The following is a 22,140-nucleotide window of genomic DNA, read 5'->3' as shown; positions in this document are numbered from 1 at the left end:
ACGCTTCAGCGGATGCTGAAGCGTTTTTATTCTTTTACCGTTTTGTATTGATTTCTGAAGACTTGAAGTGACTTTTTTTCGTTCAGCTTTACAAGTTCGTCCTCGGTCACTTTGCCGTTCCCTTTTTTGACAATGTAGACATCAAGTGTTTTTTTGCCCCAGTTGTTATAGACGTCCTTTACGGTGTCAAAGTAGAGATCCAGGCGGCTGCCTTTAATTTTCGAGCCGGTATCGGCGACAACCCCGTATCCGTAATTCGGTATAAACAGTATCGTCCCGATCGGGAAAACAGACGGATCGGCCGCCACAGTTGAATATAAATCGCGTTTGACCTTCACGCCTGAATATGTAATTCCATACTGCGGATGGCCCGGAGATTTCCCCGTAGATTCCGCTCCTGCGGTATAACCGGTGGCCGTCACCTTTTTTGACGGATAGCGTTCCCAGTCAAAAGCTTCTTCCAGCGGTTTTACCTTGCCTGATGCCTTCTCTTCCGGCTGATTCTGTAAGGACTGAAACGGAGTGCCGATGTTTTTCAAAACGGCGCCGCGATGTTCCGTCATCCAATTTGTCAGATCCTTTGCTTCAACACCCGTTATGGAAAAGTATGTCGCATGGCATGCGCCCAAAAAAAGCGCGATCATGAATACGCGTCTGATTATCGTCAATCTGATATCACTCTCCTCCGAGTCAGTGTTCCCAACCCGGTGAGGTGCTATACAAAAAGCGCCGAGGCACAAAAAAAGCTTTCTCGAATAAGAAAGCGGGTTAAAACATTTGATATCCTCTTTTTCTCAGCGCCTTTATGGCAATGCCTGACATGATCGCTCCCGCCAGTCCGCCTGTCAAAATCACGACATCCGCAGCCGCTAATGACATGATCCGCTGAAACAGGCTTTGAAATGATTCCCCCGGCGCCTGCACGTAACTGATCATCTTTTTATTGCTGATAATGAAAAGGCATACAATCGGATAGACAACAGCCATAATCCACGACATTCTCAGCAGCATGTTCAACAGAAAGCCAATGCCGAAAAACAGTACGAAAAATAGTACGATTGAGATCAGGACCACCGGCAAACTAATCACAAACATCCACCCCCTAGAGCACTTTCAGTGTACCTCGGGGGCGGTAAAAAAGTCAACGTCTGGAAAAATCAGCGTCTCTCTTTGCCGCTTCCCTGGCAGGAGGGACATGTTTCGGAGCCGCCAAGAAGCAATTGAAAATACCCTTTACCTGAGCAGAACGGACACGCCGCCGTGCTTTTTGCTGTCGTTTTCATGCGGATCACCCTTTTTCTTAATTTTCTGATAATATATCATATTTACTTGTCAAGCACCAAGTCAGAATATGTAACAAATCATTTCATGTAAGCGGAAACATTCATTTTTTTCTCTTACATGCTTTATATAACGCTCTTTTTTGAAAGAAGAAAAAACCCGCGACTGCGGGTTTTTCAGAAGAATTTAAACTTCCCTTTTTTCAGTGTCAGGCCGAGTCCGCCGATCATAAATAACGAGCGGTTGTCAATGACCTTTTTCATAAAGGACGCCGGCGTGCCTTTGAGCTTCCTGCCGTATACGACACCGACCGCGTTATGCTCACCGAGGGAGGCGACGGTTCCTTTAATGTCCGGCTTGAACTCTTCAAGCTGGCCTCCTTTAATCAGACGGCCCAGGTTTTTAGCCGCGGTTTCTCCTTGCTGCATCGCGATCTGAGCAGTCGGCGGGTACGGCCGTTCCGTCTCTTCATTAATAAAGAGCGAGCTGTCGCCGAGAATAAAGACGTTATCATGGCCGGGCGCCCGAAGATCGGGATTGACTTTGACGCGGCCGCGCATATTTTCAAAGCCCGCTTCCTCCACGATCGGATGTCCGCGTACGCCTGCGGCCCAGACAACGGTCTGCGATTTGATTTCTTCCGGCTCTTCATCCTTCTTGCCGACTGTGACACCGTCCGCGCGGCATTCTTGAACCGCGGTGCCGATTTTAAACTCAACTCCCTTGCTCTCAAGGTATTGAACGGCGTAATCGACAAGCTCCGGATCAAATCCCGGCAGAACCGTCGGAGCGGCTTCGACGCAGACGATCCGGACGAGACTTTCATCTATATCATAATTTCTGCATAACTCCGGCTTGCGGTTCGCAAGTTCACCGAGAAATTCAATTCCCGTAAAGCCCGCTCCGCCGACGACGATGGTTAAGCGGTCGGGGCGTTTTTCGGCCTCCGTATTGTATGTCGCAAATTGGAGCTCAATATGGTCTTTCAGCTGACGTGACGTATTAATATTCGCGATCGGAAAGGCGAACTCTTTTAATCCTTTAATCCCGAATGTTTCAGGGACGGCGCCAAGCCCGATAACGAGATAATCATAAGGGATGTCCCCTTGTGAAAGCGTCACCTTTTTATTTTGCACATCTATTGCTTTTACGGTATCCTGCACAAATTTGACCCGTGATTCATTAATTACATCTTTCACTTGATATCTGCAGCGGTCATGGTGCAGCGTTCCTGCGCTCGCTTCATGCATCCATGTCGTTTCATAATGATAATTGTGTTTATTAACCAAAGTGATTTCGGCGTCATTTGCCCCGATATGCTTCGGAAGCCTTGTTACTGTCATTAATCCACCATAACCTGCACCTAGAACCACGATTTTGGGTTTATTCAATGCCATCACATCCACCTTCTTTTTTTTGCTGTTAGACGCATAATCAAATCAACATTTGTATTAGCTTCAGCTTATTGGCGGGATTTTATGAAATGAATTATAAATTTTTTAGAAAACCGCACATGTCTGCATATCACCATACTATCCGGAAGCATCGGAAAACATTCAGGAAAAAACAGATTGGAATTTGTCCCCATATTAGCGGCAGGCGCAATTTTTTTCAAGAATGAAGCGGCCGGGCGGTTTTCGGCACTCGTCATCCTTTCAAATTCTATGTTATAATTAATAACAATTTTCAATTAGGAGGCAATTTGGTATGCAAGAGGATTCAAAGGTTTATGATATTACGGTCATCGGCGGCGGCCCGGTCGGCCTGTTTACCGCTTTTTACGGGGGAATGAGACAGGCGAGCGTCAAAATCATTGAGAGCCTGCCTCAGCTTGGCGGCCAGCTCAGCGCGCTGTACCCTGAAAAATATATTTATGATGTAGCCGGATTCCCGAAAATCCGCGCCCAAGAACTTGTGAACAACTTAAAAGAGCAAATGGCAAAGTTCGATCAGACCATCTGCTTAGAGCAGGCCGTTGAATCTGTTGAAAAACAGGCTGACGGTGTGTTTAAGCTTGTCACGAATTCAGAAACGCATTATTCAAAAACAGTCATTATCACCGCAGGAAACGGCGCGTTTAAGCCGAGAAAGCTTGAGCTGGAATCAGCGGAACAATATGAAGGCAAAAACCTGCACTACTTCATTGACGACCTCAATCAATTCGCAGGCAGACGCGTTGCCGTTCTGGGCGGCGGCGATTCCGCCGTTGACTGGGCGCTTATGCTTGAGCCGATCGCCAAAGAAGTCAGCATCATCCACCGCCGTGATAAATTCCGCGCGCATGAGCACAGTGTCGAAAACCTGCACAATTCTAAAGTCAACGTGCTGACACCGTTTGTTCCGGCTGAACTTGTCGGTGAAGACCGGATCGAACAGCTCGTTCTTGAAGAAGTGAAAGGCGACCGCAAAGAAATCATTGAGATTGATGACCTGATCGTAAACTACGGCTTTGTTTCTTCTCTCGGCCCGATTAAAAACTGGGGCCTTGACATCGAGAAAAATTCCATCGTCGTCAAAAGCACGATGGAAACGAATATTGAAGGCTTCTTTGCCGCCGGAGATATCTGCACATATGAAGGCAAAGTCAAGCTGATCGCGAGCGGTTTCGGCGAAGCTCCGACAGCCGTGAACAACGCGAAGGCTTACATGGACCCGAAAGCGCGCGTCCAGCCTCTGCATTCTACAAGCATGTTTGAAAAATAATATAAAAAAGAGTCTGTGTCATACCGGCACAGACTCTTTTTTATTTAAACATCCACATATAATTCATGACGGTTCCGACAACGAGCGCAATGACAAGCGCCGACACGACCCAAATCGTGCCTAAAATAATCCGGTCCTGAATTTTCTGGGCTTACGGGCTGTGCCCGGGCTGTTTTTGTTCCACACCGGCCCCTCCCTTCTTCTGCAACCAATCTATTGTAACAAATGTCTTACAAGAACCAATACTACTATGATAACCAAACTGCAAATGGATGACAAGCTGACCGCATATGAGGCAGCATGAAATCATTTGACATTCCTGACAAAACAAAGTACATTATAAAAAGACGAACATTTTAATTTAATTATAATTTTATCATTCGCTTTTAGGGGTGTTATTTATGGAAAATGTATTTGATTACGAAGATATTCAGCTGATTCCTGCAAAATGCGTTGTAAACAGCCGATCTGAATGTGATACATCAGTTACATTGGGCGGACACACATTTAAACTTCCGGTCGTACCGGCCAACATGCAGACGATTATAGATGAAAACATCGCAGCCTGGCTCGCGGAAAACGGTTATTTTTATATCATGCACCGCTTCGAGCCGGAAAAACGCCTGGCCTTTGTCCGGGATATGAAAGCACGCGGACTGATTTCCTCGATCAGTGTCGGCGTGAAAGACAACGATTATGAATTCATCCGCGAGCTGAAAGCACAGGAGCTTGTACCGGATTATATTACCATTGATATCGCGCACGGCCATTCCAATGCCGTAATCAGCATGATCCAATTTATTAAAGAACATGTGCCGAAAAGCTTTGTCATTGCAGGGAATGTCGGGACGCCTGAAGCTGTACGGGAACTGGAACGCGCGGGTGCTGACGCGACAAAAGTGGGTATCGGACCCGGGAAAGTATGCATCACAAAAATTAAAACCGGCTTCGGAACCGGCGGATGGCAATTAGCCGCGCTTCGCTGGTGTGCAAAAGCGGCAAGCAAACCGATCATTGCTGACGGCGGCATCCGCACGCACGGCGATATTGCGAAGTCCATCCGTTTCGGCGCGTCTATGGTCATGATCGGATCATTATTCGCCGGCCACGAAGAATCACCGGGGCAAACGATCGAAATCGACGGCAAGCTGTACAAAGAATATTTCGGCTCCGCTTCCGAATTTCAAAAAGGCGAAAAGAAAAACGTCGAGGGCAAAAAAATGCATGTCGAGCATAAAGGATCTCTGCAGGATACGCTGATTGAAATGGAGCAGGATCTGCAGTCTTCCATTTCTTACGCCGGCGGCAATAAACTCGAAGCCATCCGCAATGTCGACTACGTGATCGTAAAAAACTCAATTTTCAACGGCGACAGATTTTAACCCACAGCAGAGCCGCTCGGAAATAAAAAATGACATTCAACATGAATGTCATTTTTTATTAAATACCAAAATAAAGAGCCGCACTGGCCAACAGATTAATTACAAAAATAAACAAAAAGATGTAACGGATGAATTTGTTTTGCACCGGGGCAAATAAAAAGAGATACAGCCCCGCTGCCCCAAAAGTAAGAACAGGAAACAGCCATTCAAAGGATAAAGAAATGATATAACCGATAATCATAACAATCGGCACACCGATTAATGATAATTTACTTCTCATATGATTTCTGCCCCTTTTACTTAAAAATTGGTGTGATATAAGTTTCAATGATGGCGGCGGCGATCAGCAGACAAATAATAAACAGCACCAATATTCCGATATGCCTGAACATTGAGGCTATTATCCTTCTTTCTTTAGAAAAACACAGCCTAGTGACCAATTCAACGCCCTTAAAGCCAATGGCGCCACTTAATAATAACGCAGGAACTTCAAATATACCATGAGGAATTAGCAGTAAAATAATCTGATATAAAGGGATCCCGCCCTGCAGATTTTCGATAATAGAGCCGCTTAAAATAAATCCGTTGGTGAATAAATAAAAGATTGAGGTCAACCCAAAAGTAAAAAAACCTGCCGCTAAAAACAGACAAGCGATCGCATTATTCTTTAACAATTCAACTGCGCCTGACGAGCCATTATAAGACGCTGATGATACAAAGTGATCGGTAAAAACCGCAGCGATTGCACCGCCTGAAAAAAACAGCAATGACGCGGTTAACGGAATGGCGGACGTTCTGATTGCCGGCAAAATGCGGTTCATCATGTATAGATACGCTCAGCCATTTCTTCGATTTCTTCTAATGAATGCTCGGATGACTGATACTCCGCCGCAAAAACGCCGTCATGGATAATACCGATCGTATCGCACAACGAATGCGCCAGTTCCAGCAGGTGAGTCGATAACAGGACCGTATTTCCCTGTTTGACGTACTCCTTCAATAACGTCCGTATCGTTTTGCCGCTGATTAAATCAATGCCCGTCAGCGGCTCATCAAGGATTAAGATCTTAGGCTGATGAATGAGCGCGGCAGCGATTGATAATTTTTGTTTCATTCCGTGTGAATAGGTTTTAATCAGCTGATTTCCGTCTTGTGAAAGCTTCAGCGTCTCTAACATATTCTTTATATAATCATTTGTCCGCTGAGACGGCACTTGAAACATCTCCGCTGTAAAACGCAAGTATTCGACTCCCGTTAAATAATCATATAAAAAGGCATGGTCGGGCACAAAACCGATATCAGCCGATATTTGCCCTCCCTCTTCTGAATCTATTTCTTTGCCGTCAATCTCGACGAAGCCTGACGTCGGTTTAAGCAGGCCCGAAATGATTTTCAAAGTCGTTGTTTTCCCGACTCCATTGGTCCCGAGCAAAGCATAGATTGAGCCTTTTTTCACCTCAAAAGAAATATCCTTTAACACCTGTTTTTCACTATAGTTTTTTTGTATATTCACTAATTTAATCATTGTTCGCAAACCTTTCCGCCATATTAATTCTGCGAAGAAACAGAAACATGACTCCATAGTTTAATAGTGTGAACAGGACAAATATACCTGATGCAGAATGAATAAGCAGCGTTTCAAGTTCCGGCTTTTTATAAATAAAATATGACGTGATCGCAGCAATTTGAAGCGACACAATGAAAATCAAAGAGCCGTATAAATTGTTGTACGTCTTTGCTTTCCCGGCTTCTCCGATTTCGTACAGATGCTCCCAGTTTTTTTTAGGGTACAAGGCGGTGCTTGAAATCTGGACAAGACTGTATAAAAAACCCGAACATAAAAATACAATAAACAGGTAGACCGTCAGCGCAGCGGAGGACGGAAAAAACACCGTAATCAAAATGGTCATGATGAATGAATAGATAAGAGCCGCAAGATTATAAATACATACTTTCGGAAACACGAGCTGCCACGCATGTTTGATATTCCGGTGAAACAGATGCTGATTTTTTATTTCTCCGTCAACGGATAATACGGTTTTGAGCGCGTCCCCGACGAGCTGATACGAAAAGTTCGCAATGATAACCGCCGCGGATACGATGGCAGCTGCCGAATACCCGGTAAAATGATGAGAAAGCAACGGAACACAAAAACCTAAAAACAGCATGAACAAATAAAGCATACTGCCGAAATTCCTGATAAAAAACCCGTCAATTCTCGTTAAAAACAGAAGGTCCTTTTGAAAAACGGCATGAAATATTTTGTTATTCCTATATAATTTAAGCTTTGGTGCAAAAGCCGCGTTTGTCAAAAACATATAAGGAATAAGATCCATTTTCTTCAGGGTAGCCGCCCACAGCTTAAACAGTCCAGCCGTAAAAAGGACGGCGGCTGCAAATACTGCTGCGAAAACGAGCACTGAATCTGAGCGGAATACCAGCCATACATACGGTGTATTCATGAGGATGTTCCGGAAAGCCGGCGACTCCGTAAATCCGGAAATGTCCTTTACCGTATACTCCCCAAACACGAGAAGATAAACGGCATACCCCACTGCCAGCGGCACCAGCAAGCTGACGCTGAATAAAATGCCCTTCATGATTTTCAAGTAAAACCATTTGCTCCACATATTCGTAAGAAGATAAACAACGTAAGAAAACAGCATAGACAAAAATAAATTGAGAAGAAAATAAACGAAGCCCAGGAAAAATACGATGACCGCTGCAGATCCAGTCATGCCTGCGCCGGTTAAAAACAAAAAGACCGGAAAAACAAAAAGATACCATACGAAAATGGTTTTTTTGATCGCCTGGCCGGTAAAAACTGAAAACAGCTGTAAAAAACGAACCTTTTTTAATTGATGAATGACCTTGCGCGTATCCAGCAGAAAAGCATTTTGATGTTCTTTAAAGAAGCCGGCAGCCCAAAAAAGCTGCTCCAATGAAACGGCGATTAAAACAAATCGCCCCACGCGCTGACAGGAAGCTTAATCAGTTTTGTCCCGAATACAACGCCGCATCCCAGTAAAATAAGATAAACACCTAACAGAGAAATGATAATGGCAGACAGCAGTTTGCCGTTGAGTTGAGGAATTCCCCAATCTTCCTTTCTTTTGCGAAACGACGACAGAGTATTATATTTGATAAGAGCTGTAATTTGTCTGACTATCATACTTTCAATCCTTACATATGTATTTGGGAGAGAGGCTCTTTTTGCAGCTTGTACAAAAAGAGCAATTATTTATCGATCGATTTTACCAAGCAGCTGCGTATTTTTTGCCGTATTTCTTAATCATTGTTTTTGCTGTTGCAACGATTGCATAAGAAATCGCGCCTGCGCCTGTAACGATACCGATGAGAGAAATGATAGAAGCAATTGTTGATGCCGCATCAATGATATCAATTGCTTTTTTAGCTGCTGCTGTAGAGATACCGAGAGTCGAAGCTAATTCAGCATTGGCTGAGAATGCATGAGCCGCCGCCACATTTAATTCAGTTCCGGTTAATAAAAGTGCATAAACCAACGTCGCTGCAGCAAGAGCCGCGCCAAACAAAATGAAAGATTTTTTATTAGATTTTACTAAGTTCATCTTAACATCTCCCTGCTCTGTTTTTAATATATAATAAAATTCAGCTTAATTGACTCTCTCCCGAGCTAAATTTTACCCGCCATAAAATAATTAAAGAAGATAGTGAAGAGTTTTAATAAAACAAAACATCCAGTTAAAATGATTCTCTTTCCTTTGCTGAGATCGGTAAGTTTTCCTGCGGCAGTATAAAGAGCCGCGATTGACAGAAGCAGAAATGGATCCAGCAGCTGTAAACTCAGTTTGGTGCCGCCGGCAGAATATATAAGTGAGGAATCAGCCGTTAAGTAGTTAACAACTGACAGAATCAACATTTTAAATGCCGAGATTAAAGAAGTCAGCGTATATAGAAGCAAATATATTTTTTTCGGTTTTTTTGTACCGAGAATAAAAGCGGCAACGAATAACAGAAACCCGCCTATCAAAATTTCCACAAAAGTGGTGAAGATCATGAACCCTTGCAGAAACATGACAATCGTACGAACACTTTTTTCCCCGATATCGTAGGTATTTTCTCCGACAGAAGAGTAATAAGACTGCAGCACTTTATCTGAAATACTGAATTGGAAGAGTAATGAACAGATCAAAATGATGAAAAAAGAACTTAAAAATATTTTTTTATTGCTCAATTGACCTATCATATTATCATCCTTTTCTTACAAAATAAATGAACTATTCTATACTTTTACAATTTAGTTTATTCCTATCAAAAAATCAATATCCTTTCGAAAAATATGACTTTAGAACGTGTTGACAAAGAGCATATTTTTCATAGTTTTTGATGCTATATACCCTTTATTTTTTTCTGAATTTGCAAATAGTACGATTTGGACAATGGATTTGAGATATTAGAGAAGAATGACCTGCGGAATGAGACGCAGGATATAAAAAAGGAGGATATCGTTATGTATCCTCCGGTTGTATGATCGCCAGCACCTGATGATCTTCCCATTTTCCATTTATTTTTGCATTTTTTCTCGCAATGCCTTCTTTATGAAAGCCGGCTTTTTCGAGCACCCGGATTGACGCCTTATTGTGCGGCATGACTCCGGCTTCTATCCGATGCAGTTTCAGCTCATTGAATGCATATCGACTGCCAGCTTGACAGCCTTTGTCGCATAGCCTTTTCCGTTATGTTTGCCATCTAAAAAGCAACCCATGAAAGCGCTTTAGATCTTGCCCCGAACCACCTGAAAAAGGCTGATCGTGCCAATCAGGATCTGATCCTGAAGAAAAAGGCCGAAGCTGTATTCTTTGTCATTTTCCGCATTCTTCAGTGATTGTTCAATTCGTTTTTTCCAGCCTTCCAGCGTATAAAAATCCTCTTGTCTCGACATGGCAAACCGTTCAAAAAACATGCGGTTTTCCGTCTGCAAAACCAGTTCCTGCTCTGCATCATTCAGGCTGAGCGGCCTGAATCGCCGTCCTTTTGTTTTAATCAGAAACGTTTTTTAATTGCCTTTTTCCCATGTTGTACGGTACGCTTTACCGCATCAAGAAAAAGGTCCCAGAATTTGATCGGAAAAGGTTCTTTTGTTGACTTAAACCGCACTTTAAGCCGTATCATCATATTGTGACAAGGAAAGAATAGTTTTGGCGGGTTTCCCGATGATCCCAAAAAATATATTGATTGGATTGCAGCTGAAATGTTATCAAAAAAATGCAAAACAATTGGAAAAGAGGAGTTCATATGAAACTGACGGGAAATACAATACTGATTACAGGCGGAAATGCCGGAATAGGATTAGCTTTCGCAGAACGATTTTTAAAAGCGGGAAATAAAGTCATCGTGACCGGACGGCGTGAACATGCTCTTCAAAAGGCAAAGGAAAGATTTCCGGATCTTATTACCTATGTCAGTGATCTGAGCATCCCATCTGAACGTGTATCACTGTTTGATTGGGTGACAGAGAACTATCCGGAAGTGAATGTGTTAGTCAATAACGCGGGGATTCAACAACGTTTTCATGTGCTGAAAGCGGATGCGAAGGACAATTGGGACTATTTCAATAAAGAAATCACAACGAACATTGAAGCTCCCTTCCACCTGTCAATGCTGTTCGCTCCGGTGTTTGCCGGAAAAGAAGATGCGGCTGTCATTAACGTCACTTCGGGATTGGCTTTTACACCGCTTGCCATTGCTCCGATCTATTCAGCAACGAAAGCGGCGCTTCATTCATTTACAATGAGTCTGAGACACCAGCTTTCTGATTCAGCTGTAGAAGTGATTGAAGTTGCACCTCCGGCAGTCAATACAGATCTTGGCGGTGCAGGACTGCATACGCAAGGAGAACCGCTGGATGAATTCGCTGATGGGATTTTTAAAGGACTTAAAGAGGGCAAACTAGAAATCGGATATGGTTCTTCAGCGGAACGGCTGCGCATGTCCCGGGATAAAGCCGATGAACACACGGCAAATATGTACAATGCAATGAAACATACAATTGAATAACATTTTTGAAAAAGAAAACCCGCTTCTGTTGAGCGGGTTTTGCTTTTATTAAACAAACGCCATCGTTAAGAAAGACGTCATATTTTTTCATCCTAAGGATGGCGGGTTGAGCCCTAGCACTCTTCCGGCGAACCGGCGTTTTTGGCCGTGCGGAAAGAAGATCCGCAGCCGCAGGAAGCGATGGCATTCGGGTTGTCAATGGTGAAACCGCCGCCCATCATGGACTGCTTGAAGTCAATGATCGTGCCGTTCATAATATCAAGACTTTCGCTGTCAACCAAAACGGTAATTCCGTGCTGTTCAAACATGCGGTCTTTTTCGCCTTTTTCATGCTCAAATCCCATTCCGTAAGACAGGCCGCTGCAGCCGCCGCCTTTAACGCCCACACGGAGGAACGCGTTTTCTTCTTCATGCTCTTTCATCATATCTTTTATATGCAAAGCTGCTGCTTCAGTGATGGTTACTGGAACACTCATAGGTAGACCTCCTTTTTTAAAAACGAATACTGGTATCTATTATAAACCTTGAGAAGCGTATTTCTCAAACGAGCTGTTTACAAATAATAGACGCCGCTGCATACGGTTTCGGCGGGACCTGTCATCAGCACGTGCCCATTGTCCTGCCAATTAATCACAAGATCGCCTCCCGCCAAATGAACAGTGATATCCCGGTTTCGTTCAGAGACACCGTTCAATACGGATGCGACAGCCGCCGCACAGGCGCCTGTTCCGCAAGCCTGTGTAATGCCGGAGCCGCGTTCCCATACACGGAAATGAAGTTCATCCGCGCTGACGGTTTCCACAAACTCGACATTGACGCCTTCCGGGAATCTCGGGTCTTTTTCAATGATGGGGCCGAGCGTTGTAAGAGGCGCTTGACTGATATCTTCAACCGGAAAGACAATATGGGGGTTTCCCATTGATACGGCAGTTCCTGAAAGCTCCGTCTCTCCGAAGACAAAGGTCTCATCGATCGTCCGTTCATCTTCATTGCCGAGCATCGGCAGCTCTTTTTTGGTCAGGCGGGGTTCGCCCATATCAACGGCGACTTCACGCACAATCCCGTTGTCCTCCGTAATGTCTGCTTTTACAAGACCTGAGAGCGTTTCAATGAAAAAGGACGTTTCTTCTGTCAGCTTATGTTCGTATGCGTACTTTGCCACACAGCGAAGGCCGTTGCCGCAATTTTTCCCTTCTGAACCGTCATTATTAAAAATCCGCATTTTGACGGGCGCTTTTTCTGACGGACAGATGAGGATCATGCCGTCAGAGCCGATGCCCGTGTGAATGCTGGACACTTTAACGGCAATCTCAGCCAGCCGTTCTTCCGGCAGCTTTTCTTCGAATTGATTTACATATATATAACTGTTTCCAAGACCGTGCATCTTGGTGAAACGGAATGAATTCATATCGGCCTCCAACTTTTTTTCTTTTACTTAGTATAAAAGCTCTTCCCCTCGGACACAATACAAATATCCCCCGTTTTTCATACATAAAAGCTCCCTGCATATGCAGGGAGCTTTTATCGTTTACTAAATAAACATGCCGGCAATCGCCGCGCTGAGAAGGTTAGCGAGTGTTCCCGCAATAACCGCTCTTAATCCGAGGCGCGCGATGTCCGAACGGCGGCTTGGGGCCAAACCGCCCAATGTGCCGAGCATGATCGCAATGGAAGAGAAGTTGGCGAATCCGCACAGCGCAAAGCTGATAATCCTAGACGTTTTTTTAGAAAAGTCCGCAATATGGGGACCGAAATTGGAATAAGCGACAAACTCATTCAGCACAAGCTTTTGTCCGATATAGCTTCCCGCTCCGAGCGCTTCATGCCAAGGAACTCCGATAACAAATGCGATCGGTGAAAACACGTAACCGAGAATGGATTCTAATGTAATATGTTTGAAACCGAACCAGCCGCCGATTCCGCCGAGAATTCCGTTCACTACGGCGATGAGCGCGACAAACGCAAGCAGCATGGCGCCGACGTTTAACGCAATTTGAAGGCCGGTGGACGCGCCTTTTGCCGCAGCATCAATCACATTAGCGGCGCCTTCGCCTTCTTCGTCCATATTAAAGTCACCTTTAACCGTCTGCGTTTTTTCTGTTTCCGGTATTAATATTTTTCCGAACACGAGACCCGCAGGAGCCGCCATGAAGCTGGCCGCCAGCAAGTACTCGATCGGAATGCCTAACAGGGCGTATCCGAAAAGCGTCGAACCCGCTACAGCCGAAAGGCCGCTCGTCATAATCGTAAACAGCTCGGAACGGGTCAATCCCGCAATCAGCGGTTTAATAGCAAGCGGTGATTCAGACTGTCCGACAAAAATATTCGCAGCCGCCGCAAGCGATTCTGTTCTGCTTGTCCCAAGAAGCTTTGACAGTCCGCCTCCGATGACGCGAAAAATAAGCTGCATGATTTTCAGGTGATACAAAACGGCAATCAGCGCTGAGAAAAAGATAATGACCGGCAGAACACTCAGCGCGAAAGCCGGGCTGCTGCCCACTTTTAACAGCGGGCCAAAAATAAAGCTGATGCCTTCGTTCGCATAATCAATGAGAAGCTGCACACGGCTTGAGAACCATAAAAATACGGCCCGGCCGGCGTCCCACTTTAATACGATGAATCCGAAGGCCATTTGTAAACATAAACCGACAATGACGGTTCGCAGTTTAATTTTGCTTTTCTTCTCTGATAACAAAAAAGCAATGGCTAATATAGCAACTGCCCCGAGCAGCCCCCAAACGATATTCAATGAATCCACCTCTAAAATTTTATTTAAAAAAAGTCTTTATTAAGATAACAATATTTATTTTTGCTGTCTACAAATTTTTTATTTTGCCAAATCCCGGGGCGCATAAAAAAAGAGGCCCGTTCGGAGCCTCTGATTAAAACATCGGATTTTCTTCTATGAATGTATATATGTTGTCAACCAGTTCAGCAGGCGTGCCTCCCGTGACCACTTCGCCGTTAACCAGGGCGAACAGGGACTCCATGCATTTCCCGCAATAGCTTAAACAGCCGTATTCAAGCACGTCCAAGTTCGGATCCTTCTCTAAGATCTCAAGTGCTTCCTGGGAACCGCGCGCTAAATTGCTGACACAGAATTCAATCATCGGATTCATGCGGTTTCACCTCACATATGTACCTTATCCTAACGGAATTTCCTCTATTCGTCAAAGATCCGGTTTCACGCTCAATGTTATCGTAACATATTAATTCAGGTTAAAGGTTTTACTATTACGCGTTTTCTGGTCAATTTGTAGGTTATTTTAAAACTATTATTGTGGTTTTAGATCAAATTCGATATAATTCTAGATGTTATTTTACATAGTTCGTTATTTTGTAACAACATTGACTACCATATTTTTCGGGCAAAAGGGGAATCATTATGAAAAAATTGGTCTTGATCGGCGGGGGTTACGGAAACATGCGGGTGCTGCACCGCTTATTGCCGAACCAGCTTCCGTCAGATACATCCATCACGCTGATTGACAGAAACCCGTATCACTGCTTAAAAACAGAGTATTATGCGCTCGCTGCCGGCACGATTTCTGATCATCATATCAGAGTGTCCTTTCCAGAGCATCCGAATCTGGATGTTCAATACGGTGAGGTGGCTTCCATCGACACGAAAAACAAACAAGTTCTGTTTCATGACCGCGAACCGATTTCTTACGATGACGCGGTGATCGGACTGGGCTGCGAGGATAAGTATCATAACGTGCCCGGCGCGCCGGAACATACTTACAGCATTCAAACCATTGATCAGTCACGCGAAGCCTATCAAAAGCTGAACAACCTCGGCGCCAATGCATCTGTCGCTATCGTCGGAGCGGGATTAAGCGGCGTGGAGCTTGCCAGTGAATTAAGAGAGAGCCGTGACGATCTGAAGATTATATTATTTGACCGGGGCGATCTGATTTTATCAAGCTTTCCGAAAAGGCTCAGCAAATACGTTCAAAAATGGTTTGAAGAGCACGGCGTCACCATTATCAATAATGCGAATATTACAAAAGTGGAAGACGGTATTGTTTATAATCATGATGAAGCAATACCGGCCGATGCCATCGTGTGGACGGCGGGAATTCAGCCGAATAGAGCCGTCAGAGAACTGGACGCTGAAAAAGATCCGCAAGGCCGCATCGTTTTGACACCGCACCATAACCTTCCGGGCGATGAGCATGTTTACGTCGTTGGTGATTGCGCGTCCCTTCCTCATGCGCCGAGCGCTCAGCTTGCTGAAGCGCAGGCGGAGCAAATTGTGCAGGTTCTTTTGAAACGCTGGAACAATGAAGAGCTGCCGGAAACAATGCCGCAATTTAAGCTGAAAGGCGTCCTCGGCTCGCTCGGAAAAAAAGCGGGTTTCGGTCTTGTCAACGACCGTCCGCTGATCGGGCGTGTGCCGCGCCTGTTAAAATCAGGCCTTTTATGGATGTACAAGCATCATAACGGCTGATAATGGAAAAGCCGCTGATTGCGATCAGCGGCCGTTTTTATGAGCCCGCCACATAGCCGCGCTTTTCCATTTCTTCATATATATCTTTTAAATGCGGATTCCCTTCTCCTACAATCACATCTTCCACCAGCACAAGCGGATAGAAATATTCATCGTTTCTGATTCGCTCCGCAAGCTCCTTTGTCTCCTTTTGCTGAGGCGGTGTGTCAATATCAATATACTGCATATTAAAAGGCTGCTCCGGATATTTCCGTTTCAGCGCCGCCTCCAGCCATTCAAATGTATCTTTGGCGCTCGGCATATTTACGCAGCTTGCGCAGAGCGTTTCAGCTCCGTAAACACTGAGCGTCACCGGCTTTGTCATGTTTATCATCCCCTTTCCACCAGTATACAAAGGACGGGGCAGCTTTTGTATAAAAAACGGTTTTTATGTTCAAGTTTAAATATGCTATAATGAAGAAAGCAGCATTGCAAACTAAACATTAGATTTTTACCGTTACTGTGAATATAATGGTTTTATGCATATGAAAGGAGCGAATCTCATGACTGAGGTTGAAATGAAAGAGCAAGTACAGGAAGTATTGGATAAATTACGCCCGTTTCTGCTTCGTGACGGCGGTGACTGTGAGCTTGTCGACGTTGACGAAGGCATTGTAAAGCTTCGTCTCCTTGGCGCATGCGGCAGCTGCCCAAGTTCAACGATTACGCTGAAAGCCGGAATCGAACGCGCCCTTCTTGAAGAAGTGCCGGGTGTCGTTGAAGTAGAACAAGTATTTTAATAACAGAACCAGGCTGATGACAGCCTGGTTTTTTATTTTATTTTTGCAGATAGTCATTAAACCATGAACAAATATAACGGATGCGCTTGATCCGCTGTTCCGGATGGCCGCTTCTCGACAGCTCATGCGTGGCTTTCGGAAATCGGATGAACGCCGTCGTTTTGTTCAGCTTCTTCAATGCGATAAAGAGCTGCTCAGCCTGTTCTATCGGACAGCGGTCATCACGCTCGCCGTGCAGGATGAGAAGCGGCGTTGAAACGCGGGACGCATATTTTACAGGTGAACGGTCCCAAAGCTTATCCGCTTCCTCAAACAGAACATGCCCAAGCTGCCAGTCGGTAAAAAAGAAGCCGATATCGCTGACACCATGGAAACTGAACCAATTTGAAATGGAGCGCTGCGTGACGGCTGCTTTAAAACGGCCGGTCTGCCCGACAATCCAATTCGTCATAAACCCTCCGTAGCTTCCGCCCGTCACGCCGAGACGGCCGCTGTCAATAAACGGATACGCCTGAATGGCTTCATCCACCGCCTGCATAACATCACGGTAATCGCCGCCTCCGTAATCGCCTCTGACACGATTGACGAAATCCTGTCCATAGCCGTGGCTTCCCCTCGGGTTGACATAGACGACAGCATATCCTTGCGCGGCCAGCACTTGGAATTCATGAAAATACGTATGCCCGTACATCATGTGAGGCCCGCCGTGTATGTATAGAATGAGCGGATAAGTTTGATCTTCTTCAAAAGCCGCGGGCTTTAAAAACCAGCCGTGCACCGTCAGTCCGTCTTTCGTTTCATATTGCAGCTTCTCCGGCACGGATATGATGCGTTCCTCTACAAAACAATCATTGTTGTTTGTCAATTGCTTCTCTTTACCGTTTTCAAATGAAATGCTGTAAAGCTCAGAAGGCCGGGCGGGTTTGGCAATTACGGCGATACAGCTTTTCTGATCGGGATGAAAAGCAAAACCGTTCACATACTCTTCTTCTAATCGGATCGGATATACGAGGCCGTCAATCGAGATATAATAAATGCCGGTGCTTCCCTGCTCGCTCCCGGGGACGTAAAATCCCTGCCCGTCATTTGTCCAAACCGGCCGGGGCGTCACTCCTCCTATGAGAGAATCGGCAATAAGCGCATCGCTCAAATGAACATCCAGCATGTCGGTCAGGCAGGACAGCCGCTCATTTTTCACATCGTACAGCCACGCCTTTTCTAAGGTTGCGTTGCGAAATTCATTCTCATGGCCCAGCATCGCGATATAAGAACCATCCGGTGAAAACACGCAGGAGCCGAAAGAACCGCTGTGCGGCGTAATTTGTTTGAGATTGCCGTCTGCGAGATTCATCAGGTAGACATCGCTCGGCTTTCCGGCGTCACCCGGCTCACATAAATTGGCGGTAAACGCAATCTGCTTGCCATCCGGTGAAAATGCCGCATCATCATGATCCGCTTCATGGTCTGTCAGCTGCTGAACCTCCCCCGTTTCAAGATGAATCAGCACAAGCTGTGTCCGGCTTCCGTTGAGCAGGCCCTTCCCGTCGCGTTTATATGTTAATGACTGAATGTCAATTGGCTCATATTCGTCATGCTTCTTTTTTTCTTTCTCATCGGCGCGCTCCGCTGATGTCAGGCTGACGGACACAAGCACGGATCTGCCGTCGGGGGCCCATATTGGATCTGACACGCCCCACGGGATATCAGATGCCTTTTCCGCCTCTCCCCCGGCAGTGTCTACGATGTACAGCTGAGGGACACCATCCTCCCTGTCAGAAATAAAAGCAAGGCGCCGTCCGTCAGGCGACCACCGCGGGCTTGTATTTTTACCGCTTCCGAATGTCCACGGTTTTGAGGTGCCGGATTCTGTGTCGTATACCATAATAGCTGAGGAATAAGAGTCCCGTTTATCATTGACTGTTGTCCGGACGTATGCGGCCCGTCTGCCGTCAGGGGCGTATTGGGGATCTGCCACGGATACGAGAGACGCAATGTCCTCCTCGGTTATAAGTTTTTTCAATCGTTTCTCCTCCTTTTCTCTTTTATTTCGCTTCCCTAAATAAAAATCCTTCTCCAGAAAAAGAAAGCGTCCTTCTCTGATGGGAAGCACGCTTTTTACCATTATACACTTTTCATTTGTTTTAAAGGATTCCGTTCGATTACGCTTCCTTCTGACGGGACGGTAAGCGACGCAATCTCACAGTGCGGAAAATGCTGAGAAAGGTGGCTTCTCAGCTCTTCTCCTTTTCCTTTTGCAGTCAGGACAAGAATCGTCGGGCCCGCTCCGCTTAGCGCCGTCCCATAAGCGCCTTTCATTTCTGCCGCATGCTCCACCTTCGAAAGCTCAGGAACAAGCATGGCGCGGTACGGCTGATGCAGCATGTCTTTTCTCATCATTTTCCCGGCGAGCGCCCAGTCATTTGACATGATCGCAGCAACAAGAAGGTTGCTGACGGCGCTTGCTTTAACGGCGCCGCGGTACGGCAGTTCTTTCGGGAGCACGTCTCTTGCGTCCCTGGTCAGCACTTCGTAAAACGGAATAACCGCAACAACGTCGATATCCGCTTCGGCAGTACGCACGATATGTGTTTCATCTTCTTCATGAAGGCCGATCACAAGCCCTCCTGCGAGAGAAGCGGCGGCATTATCAGGGTGCCCCTCTTCAAGACTGGCTAAGTGCAGCTTGTCGCTTTCCGGCAGCTGCAGGCCGCATAACTCATCTGCAAGCTCAATGGCGGCGACAATAGCGGCTGCGCTGCTGCCGAGGCCCCGCGCAAGGGGGATGTCACTCCACACCTTGACATGCGCGGGCGGCAGCTCTTTCTGGTAGCGGTCAGCCGTCCGTTTGGCGACTTGATAGATGAGGTTGTCCGTTCCTTGAGGGATGCCCGCGACAGTTTCCGTCTCCGCCGAAAACGTCCATTCATCATTTCGGAAAACCGAAAGCTTCAAATATCTGCTGAGCGCCATCCCGACGGAATCAAAGCCCGGTCCTAAGTTGGCGGTGCTTCCCGGAACCGTAATGGAAAACAGCATCTCCGCCTCATTCATACACGCGCCGCTCCATTTAAGTATTCGAGAATACTGTCTTCATCTGTCGGCAGCGTGATCGGTTTTATCTCAGATACGTCTACAGCCGTGTTCGGATCTTTCAGGCCGTTTCCGGTCAAGACTGCGACAACCTTGCTTCCTTTTGGAATTTCACCGGATTTCACCTGTTTTAAAACACCGGCGATGGATGCACAGGAGCCTGGCTCGGCAAATACGCCTTCTTCACGGGCAATCAGCTGATAAGCGTGAAGGATTTCTCCATCTGTGACTTCATCAATTTTTCCGGCTGATTCTTTCGCTGCAAGCACGGCTTTGTCCCAGCTGGCAGGGTTCCCGATCCGGATTGCCGTCGCAACGGTTTCGGGATTTTTAATGACCTCGCCGCGAACGATTGCCGCAGAACCTTCCGCCTCAAAACCGCGCATCTTCGGAAGTCCGGTGCCGTTTTTCTCATGGTATTCTTTGAACCCTTTCCAGTAGGCCGTAATATTCCCGGCGTTTCCTACCGGGATCGCCAGAATGTCCGGCGCTCCGCCGAGCTGTTCGCATACTTCAAAGGCCGCTGTTTTCTGTCCTTCAATCCGGTAAGGGTTTACCGAATTCACTAATGCAATCGGAGATTTTTCACAAATCGACCGGACGATGGCCAGCGCGTCGTCAAAGTTTCCGTCAATCGCGATGATTTCCGCTCCGTACATGACGGCCTGCGCAAGCTTTCCGAAGGCGATTTTTCCGTCCGGAATGATGACGATGCATTTCATGCCTGCTCTCGCCGCGTATGCCGCAGCCGCCGCGGATGTGTTGCCTGTTGAAGCGCACATGATGGTATCATTGCCTTCTTCTTTCGCTTTGGCGACCGCCATGACCATGCCGCGATCTTTAAAAGATCCCGTCGGATTAATGCCCTCCGTTTTCACATGCAGCTCAATTCCGAGCTTTTCGGAAAGCTTCGGAAGATGAATCAGCGGCGTATTTCCTTCATGCAATGTCAGGGCCGGCGTTTGTTCCGTCACCGGCAGAAATTCTTTATATTGATGGATGAGTCCTTTCCACATTAGCTCCAACCGTTCCCTTCTACGCGATATGTGCTTTTTACTTCCTGTACGACTTCGAGATCATTTAAGTTTTGGAGAATGTCGCTGAAATCTTCTTCTGATGTATGATGCGTGACAATTACGATTTCCGCAAGATCATCGTGGCCTTTGATCGGCAGCTGCAGAATTTTTTCAAAGCTTACGCCGCGCTCTGAGAAAGCGGATGTGATTATTGAAAAAGAGCCGACCTGGTCTTTGACGTGAATTCTTAAAAACTGCTGGGCGTAAATATCTGACGGCTGCTTCAGATTTCTTTCATACTGCGGGGCGACAAAGCTGTTTCCGTTTACGCCGAGACGCATGTTTTTCATAACCGCGACCAGATCAGAAACAACTGATGTCGCAGTCGGCATGCTTCCGGCGCCGGGGCCGTAAAACATCGTTTCTCCGACAGCTTCTCCGTATACGTAAACGGCATTAAACTCGTTATGCACCGCAGCGAGCGGATGATGATCAGGGAGCAGTGTCGGCTGAACGCTGACCTCGATTTTATTGTCATCACGCTGGGCGATGCCGATCAGCTTCATTGTGTAGCCGAGCCGTTTGCTGAAGCTGATGTCTTCATCCGTAATGCGGGAAATCCCTTTTACTTTGACATCGTCCAAGTCGACATTCATAGAGAAACCGAGACGGGCTAAAATCGCCATCTTGCGTGCGGCATCGAGTCCTTCTACATCGGCAGTCGGATCCGCTTCCGCGAATCCGAGATCCTGCGCTTCCTTCAGCACTTCTTCATACGGGCTTTTTTCTTTAATCATTTTCGTTAAGATAAAGTTCGTCGTTCCGTTGACGATTCCCATCATTTTTGTGATCCGGTCAGAGGAAAGCCCGTCTTCGAGTGTACGTAAAATCGGAATTCCGCCGGCGACACTCGCTTCATAATACAAGTCACAGCCATTTTCATTTGCGGCGGCTAAAAGCTCTGAGCCGTACACAGCGATCAGATCTTTATTTGCCGTCACGACATGTTTTTTCGCTTTCAAGGCGTCGAGCAGGTATTGCTTCGTCTGTTCGACACCGCCGATGACTTCAATAATCACGTCGACCTCAGGGTCATCGATCACATCATAGACCTCCGTCGTCAGCACTTCTTTCGGCAGGTCTGCATCTCGTTTTTTATCAATATCTTTAACTAGCACTTTTTTGATCGTCACCGGACAGCCGACCTGGTGCATAAGCTTATCCTGATGATCTTGTATAATTTTGACGACACCGCTTCCCACGGTCCCCAGTCCTAACAGTCCAATACGAATTGCTTCCAAAGAGAAACTCCACCTTTCTTCCTTTTGTCCACTTGAAAAGGACAATTGTTAACCCTTCACAGACATTTAAGTTACAAATATTATATAAGCCCGCTT

The 22,140-nt window shown here is 46.2% G+C and carries 23 protein-coding genes and 3 pseudogenes; 5 read left to right on the top strand and 21 right to left on the bottom strand.

Annotated features, from left to right (window positions below; all coding sequences use genetic code 11):
- Positions 1 to 26: 26 nt before the first annotated feature.
- The 4 genes from AUL54_RS15135 to AUL54_RS15125 form a co-directional block, all read right to left on the bottom strand.
- A complete protein-coding gene (locus AUL54_RS15135) occupies positions 27 to 668 on the bottom strand; it encodes a 3D domain-containing protein (protein ID WP_082761644.1) in 642 nt (213 codons plus the stop codon).
- A gap of 100 nt (positions 669 to 768) precedes the next feature.
- Positions 769 to 1,089: a YuiB family protein gene (locus AUL54_RS15130; protein ID WP_060965109.1), complete on the bottom strand. Its 321-nt coding sequence runs from the start codon at positions 1,087 to 1,089 to the stop codon at positions 769 to 771.
- A 68-nt stretch (positions 1,090 to 1,157) separates the two neighbouring features.
- Positions 1,158 to 1,283, bottom strand: a complete 126-nt coding sequence (locus AUL54_RS21260) for a YuiA family protein (RefSeq protein WP_007408708.1) — start codon at positions 1,281 to 1,283, stop codon at positions 1,158 to 1,160.
- A 174-nt stretch (positions 1,284 to 1,457) separates the two neighbouring features.
- Entirely contained in the window at positions 1,458 to 2,678 is a 1,221-nt protein-coding gene (locus AUL54_RS15125) for an NAD(P)/FAD-dependent oxidoreductase (protein ID WP_060964394.1), read from the bottom strand.
- Between the two features lie 310 nt (positions 2,679 to 2,988).
- On the opposite strand from AUL54_RS15125, the gene yumC reads away from it, so the two are divergent.
- A complete protein-coding gene (yumC, locus tag AUL54_RS15115) occupies positions 2,989 to 3,984 on the top strand; it encodes a ferredoxin--NADP reductase 2 (RefSeq protein ID WP_003151984.1) in 996 nt (331 codons plus the stop codon).
- Positions 3,985 to 4,024: 40 nt separating this feature from the next.
- Here yumC and AUL54_RS21745 read toward each other — a convergent pair whose 3' ends face one another.
- Positions 4,025 to 4,126: a hypothetical protein gene (locus AUL54_RS21745; protein ID WP_439648248.1), complete on the bottom strand. Its 102-nt coding sequence runs from the start codon at positions 4,124 to 4,126 to the stop codon at positions 4,025 to 4,027.
- A 259-nt stretch (positions 4,127 to 4,385) separates the two neighbouring features.
- Between AUL54_RS21745 and guaC the strand changes: the two genes are divergently transcribed.
- Entirely contained in the window at positions 4,386 to 5,366 is a 981-nt protein-coding gene (guaC, locus tag AUL54_RS15110) for a GMP reductase (protein ID WP_060964393.1), read from the top strand.
- 58 nt (positions 5,367 to 5,424) lie between these two features.
- Here the strand turns inward: guaC and AUL54_RS15105 are convergent, their stop codons facing one another.
- The 7 genes and pseudogenes from AUL54_RS15105 to AUL54_RS15075 form a co-directional block, all read right to left on the bottom strand.
- Positions 5,425 to 5,646, bottom strand: coding sequence for a DUF5970 family protein (locus AUL54_RS15105; RefSeq protein ID WP_045926054.1), 222 nt, complete (start codon positions 5,644 to 5,646; stop codon positions 5,425 to 5,427).
- A gap of 16 nt (positions 5,647 to 5,662) precedes the next feature.
- A complete protein-coding gene (locus AUL54_RS15100) occupies positions 5,663 to 6,190 on the bottom strand; it encodes a stage II sporulation protein M (RefSeq protein ID WP_060964392.1) in 528 nt (175 codons plus the stop codon).
- A complete protein-coding gene (locus AUL54_RS15095; RefSeq protein ID WP_060964391.1) occupies positions 6,187 to 6,891 on the bottom strand; it encodes an ABC transporter ATP-binding protein in 705 nt (234 codons plus the stop codon). Before AUL54_RS15095 ends, AUL54_RS15100 begins: the two co-directional genes overlap by 4 nt.
- A pseudogene (locus AUL54_RS15090) lies at positions 6,884 to 8,538 on the bottom strand (hypothetical protein). Before AUL54_RS15090 ends, AUL54_RS15095 begins: the two are co-directional and overlap by 8 nt.
- Positions 8,539 to 8,620: 82 nt before the next feature.
- The gene (locus tag AUL54_RS15085; protein ID WP_003151973.1) at positions 8,621 to 8,956 is read right to left on the bottom strand and encodes an uberolysin/carnocyclin family circular bacteriocin; all 336 of its coding nucleotides are present in this window, start codon (positions 8,954 to 8,956) and stop codon (positions 8,621 to 8,623) included.
- A 65-nt stretch (positions 8,957 to 9,021) separates the two neighbouring features.
- The gene (locus AUL54_RS15080) at positions 9,022 to 9,594 is read right to left on the bottom strand and encodes a hypothetical protein (RefSeq protein WP_060964390.1); all 573 of its coding nucleotides are present in this window, start codon (positions 9,592 to 9,594) and stop codon (positions 9,022 to 9,024) included.
- A gap of 262 nt (positions 9,595 to 9,856) precedes the next feature.
- Positions 9,857 to 10,395 (bottom strand): annotated as a pseudogene (locus AUL54_RS15075) (GNAT family N-acetyltransferase).
- A 248-nt stretch (positions 10,396 to 10,643) separates the two neighbouring features.
- Here AUL54_RS15075 and AUL54_RS15070 point away from each other — a divergent pair.
- Positions 10,644 to 11,405 carry an SDR family oxidoreductase gene (locus AUL54_RS15070; RefSeq protein WP_060964389.1) on the top strand — a complete coding sequence of 254 codons (762 nt, stop codon included), beginning with the start codon at positions 10,644 to 10,646 and terminating at the stop codon, positions 11,403 to 11,405.
- 113 nt (positions 11,406 to 11,518) lie between these two features.
- On the opposite strand, the gene AUL54_RS15065 is transcribed toward AUL54_RS15070, so the two are convergent.
- The 4 genes from AUL54_RS15065 to AUL54_RS15050 form a co-directional block, all read right to left on the bottom strand.
- Entirely contained in the window at positions 11,519 to 11,881 is a 363-nt protein-coding gene (locus AUL54_RS15065; RefSeq protein WP_060964388.1) for a HesB/IscA family protein, read from the bottom strand.
- 77 nt (positions 11,882 to 11,958) lie between these two features.
- Positions 11,959 to 12,813, bottom strand: coding sequence for a diaminopimelate epimerase (gene dapF / locus AUL54_RS15060; protein WP_047476942.1), 855 nt, complete (start codon positions 12,811 to 12,813; stop codon positions 11,959 to 11,961).
- A gap of 123 nt (positions 12,814 to 12,936) precedes the next feature.
- Positions 12,937 to 14,154, bottom strand: coding sequence for a NupC/NupG family nucleoside CNT transporter (locus AUL54_RS15055; RefSeq protein WP_060964387.1), 1,218 nt, complete (start codon positions 14,152 to 14,154; stop codon positions 12,937 to 12,939).
- A 133-nt stretch (positions 14,155 to 14,287) separates the two neighbouring features.
- Complete coding sequence (locus tag AUL54_RS15050; protein WP_007408721.1) at positions 14,288 to 14,524, bottom strand: YuzB family protein; 237 nt, start codon at positions 14,522 to 14,524, stop codon at positions 14,288 to 14,290.
- A 266-nt stretch (positions 14,525 to 14,790) separates the two neighbouring features.
- On the opposite strand from AUL54_RS15050, the gene AUL54_RS15045 reads away from it, so the two are divergent.
- The gene (locus tag AUL54_RS15045; RefSeq protein WP_060964386.1) at positions 14,791 to 15,858 is read left to right on the top strand and encodes an NAD(P)/FAD-dependent oxidoreductase; all 1,068 of its coding nucleotides are present in this window, start codon (positions 14,791 to 14,793) and stop codon (positions 15,856 to 15,858) included.
- A gap of 37 nt (positions 15,859 to 15,895) precedes the next feature.
- On the opposite strand, the gene AUL54_RS15040 is transcribed toward AUL54_RS15045, so the two are convergent.
- On the bottom strand, positions 15,896 to 16,222 hold the full coding sequence (locus AUL54_RS15040) for a YuzD family protein (protein ID WP_060964385.1): 327 nt from the start codon (positions 16,220 to 16,222) through the stop codon (positions 15,896 to 15,898).
- A 79-nt stretch (positions 16,223 to 16,301) separates the two neighbouring features.
- On the opposite strand from AUL54_RS15040, the pseudogene AUL54_RS15035 reads away from it, so the two are divergent.
- A pseudogene (locus tag AUL54_RS15035) lies at positions 16,302 to 16,637 on the top strand (NifU family protein).
- 37 nt (positions 16,638 to 16,674) lie between these two features.
- On the opposite strand, the gene AUL54_RS15030 reads toward AUL54_RS15035, so the two are convergent.
- The 4 genes from AUL54_RS15030 to AUL54_RS15015 all read right to left on the bottom strand — a co-directional run bounded on the left by AUL54_RS15030 (position 16,675) and on the right by AUL54_RS15015 (position 22,044).
- Positions 16,675 to 18,657, bottom strand: coding sequence for a S9 family peptidase (locus AUL54_RS15030; protein WP_060965108.1), 1,983 nt, complete (start codon positions 18,655 to 18,657; stop codon positions 16,675 to 16,677).
- 101 nt (positions 18,658 to 18,758) lie between these two features.
- On the bottom strand, positions 18,759 to 19,688 hold the full coding sequence (gene thrB / locus AUL54_RS15025; RefSeq protein ID WP_060964384.1) for a homoserine kinase: 930 nt from the start codon (positions 19,686 to 19,688) through the stop codon (positions 18,759 to 18,761).
- Positions 19,685 to 20,743, bottom strand: coding sequence for a threonine synthase (thrC, locus tag AUL54_RS15020; RefSeq protein WP_060964383.1), 1,059 nt, complete (start codon positions 20,741 to 20,743; stop codon positions 19,685 to 19,687). The genes thrB and thrC overlap by 4 nt, the downstream gene beginning before the upstream one ends.
- The gene (locus AUL54_RS15015; RefSeq protein ID WP_060964382.1) at positions 20,743 to 22,044 is read right to left on the bottom strand and encodes a homoserine dehydrogenase; all 1,302 of its coding nucleotides are present in this window, start codon (positions 22,042 to 22,044) and stop codon (positions 20,743 to 20,745) included. Before AUL54_RS15015 ends, thrC begins: the two co-directional genes overlap by 1 nt.
- Positions 22,045 to 22,140: the final 96 nt, after the last annotated feature.

This window comes from Bacillus sp. SDLI1 (assembly GCF_001553895.1).
Taxonomy (GTDB): Bacteria; Bacillota; Bacilli; order Bacillales; family Bacillaceae; genus Bacillus; species Bacillus siamensis.
This window is presented reverse-complemented; position numbering and strand designations above follow the sequence as displayed.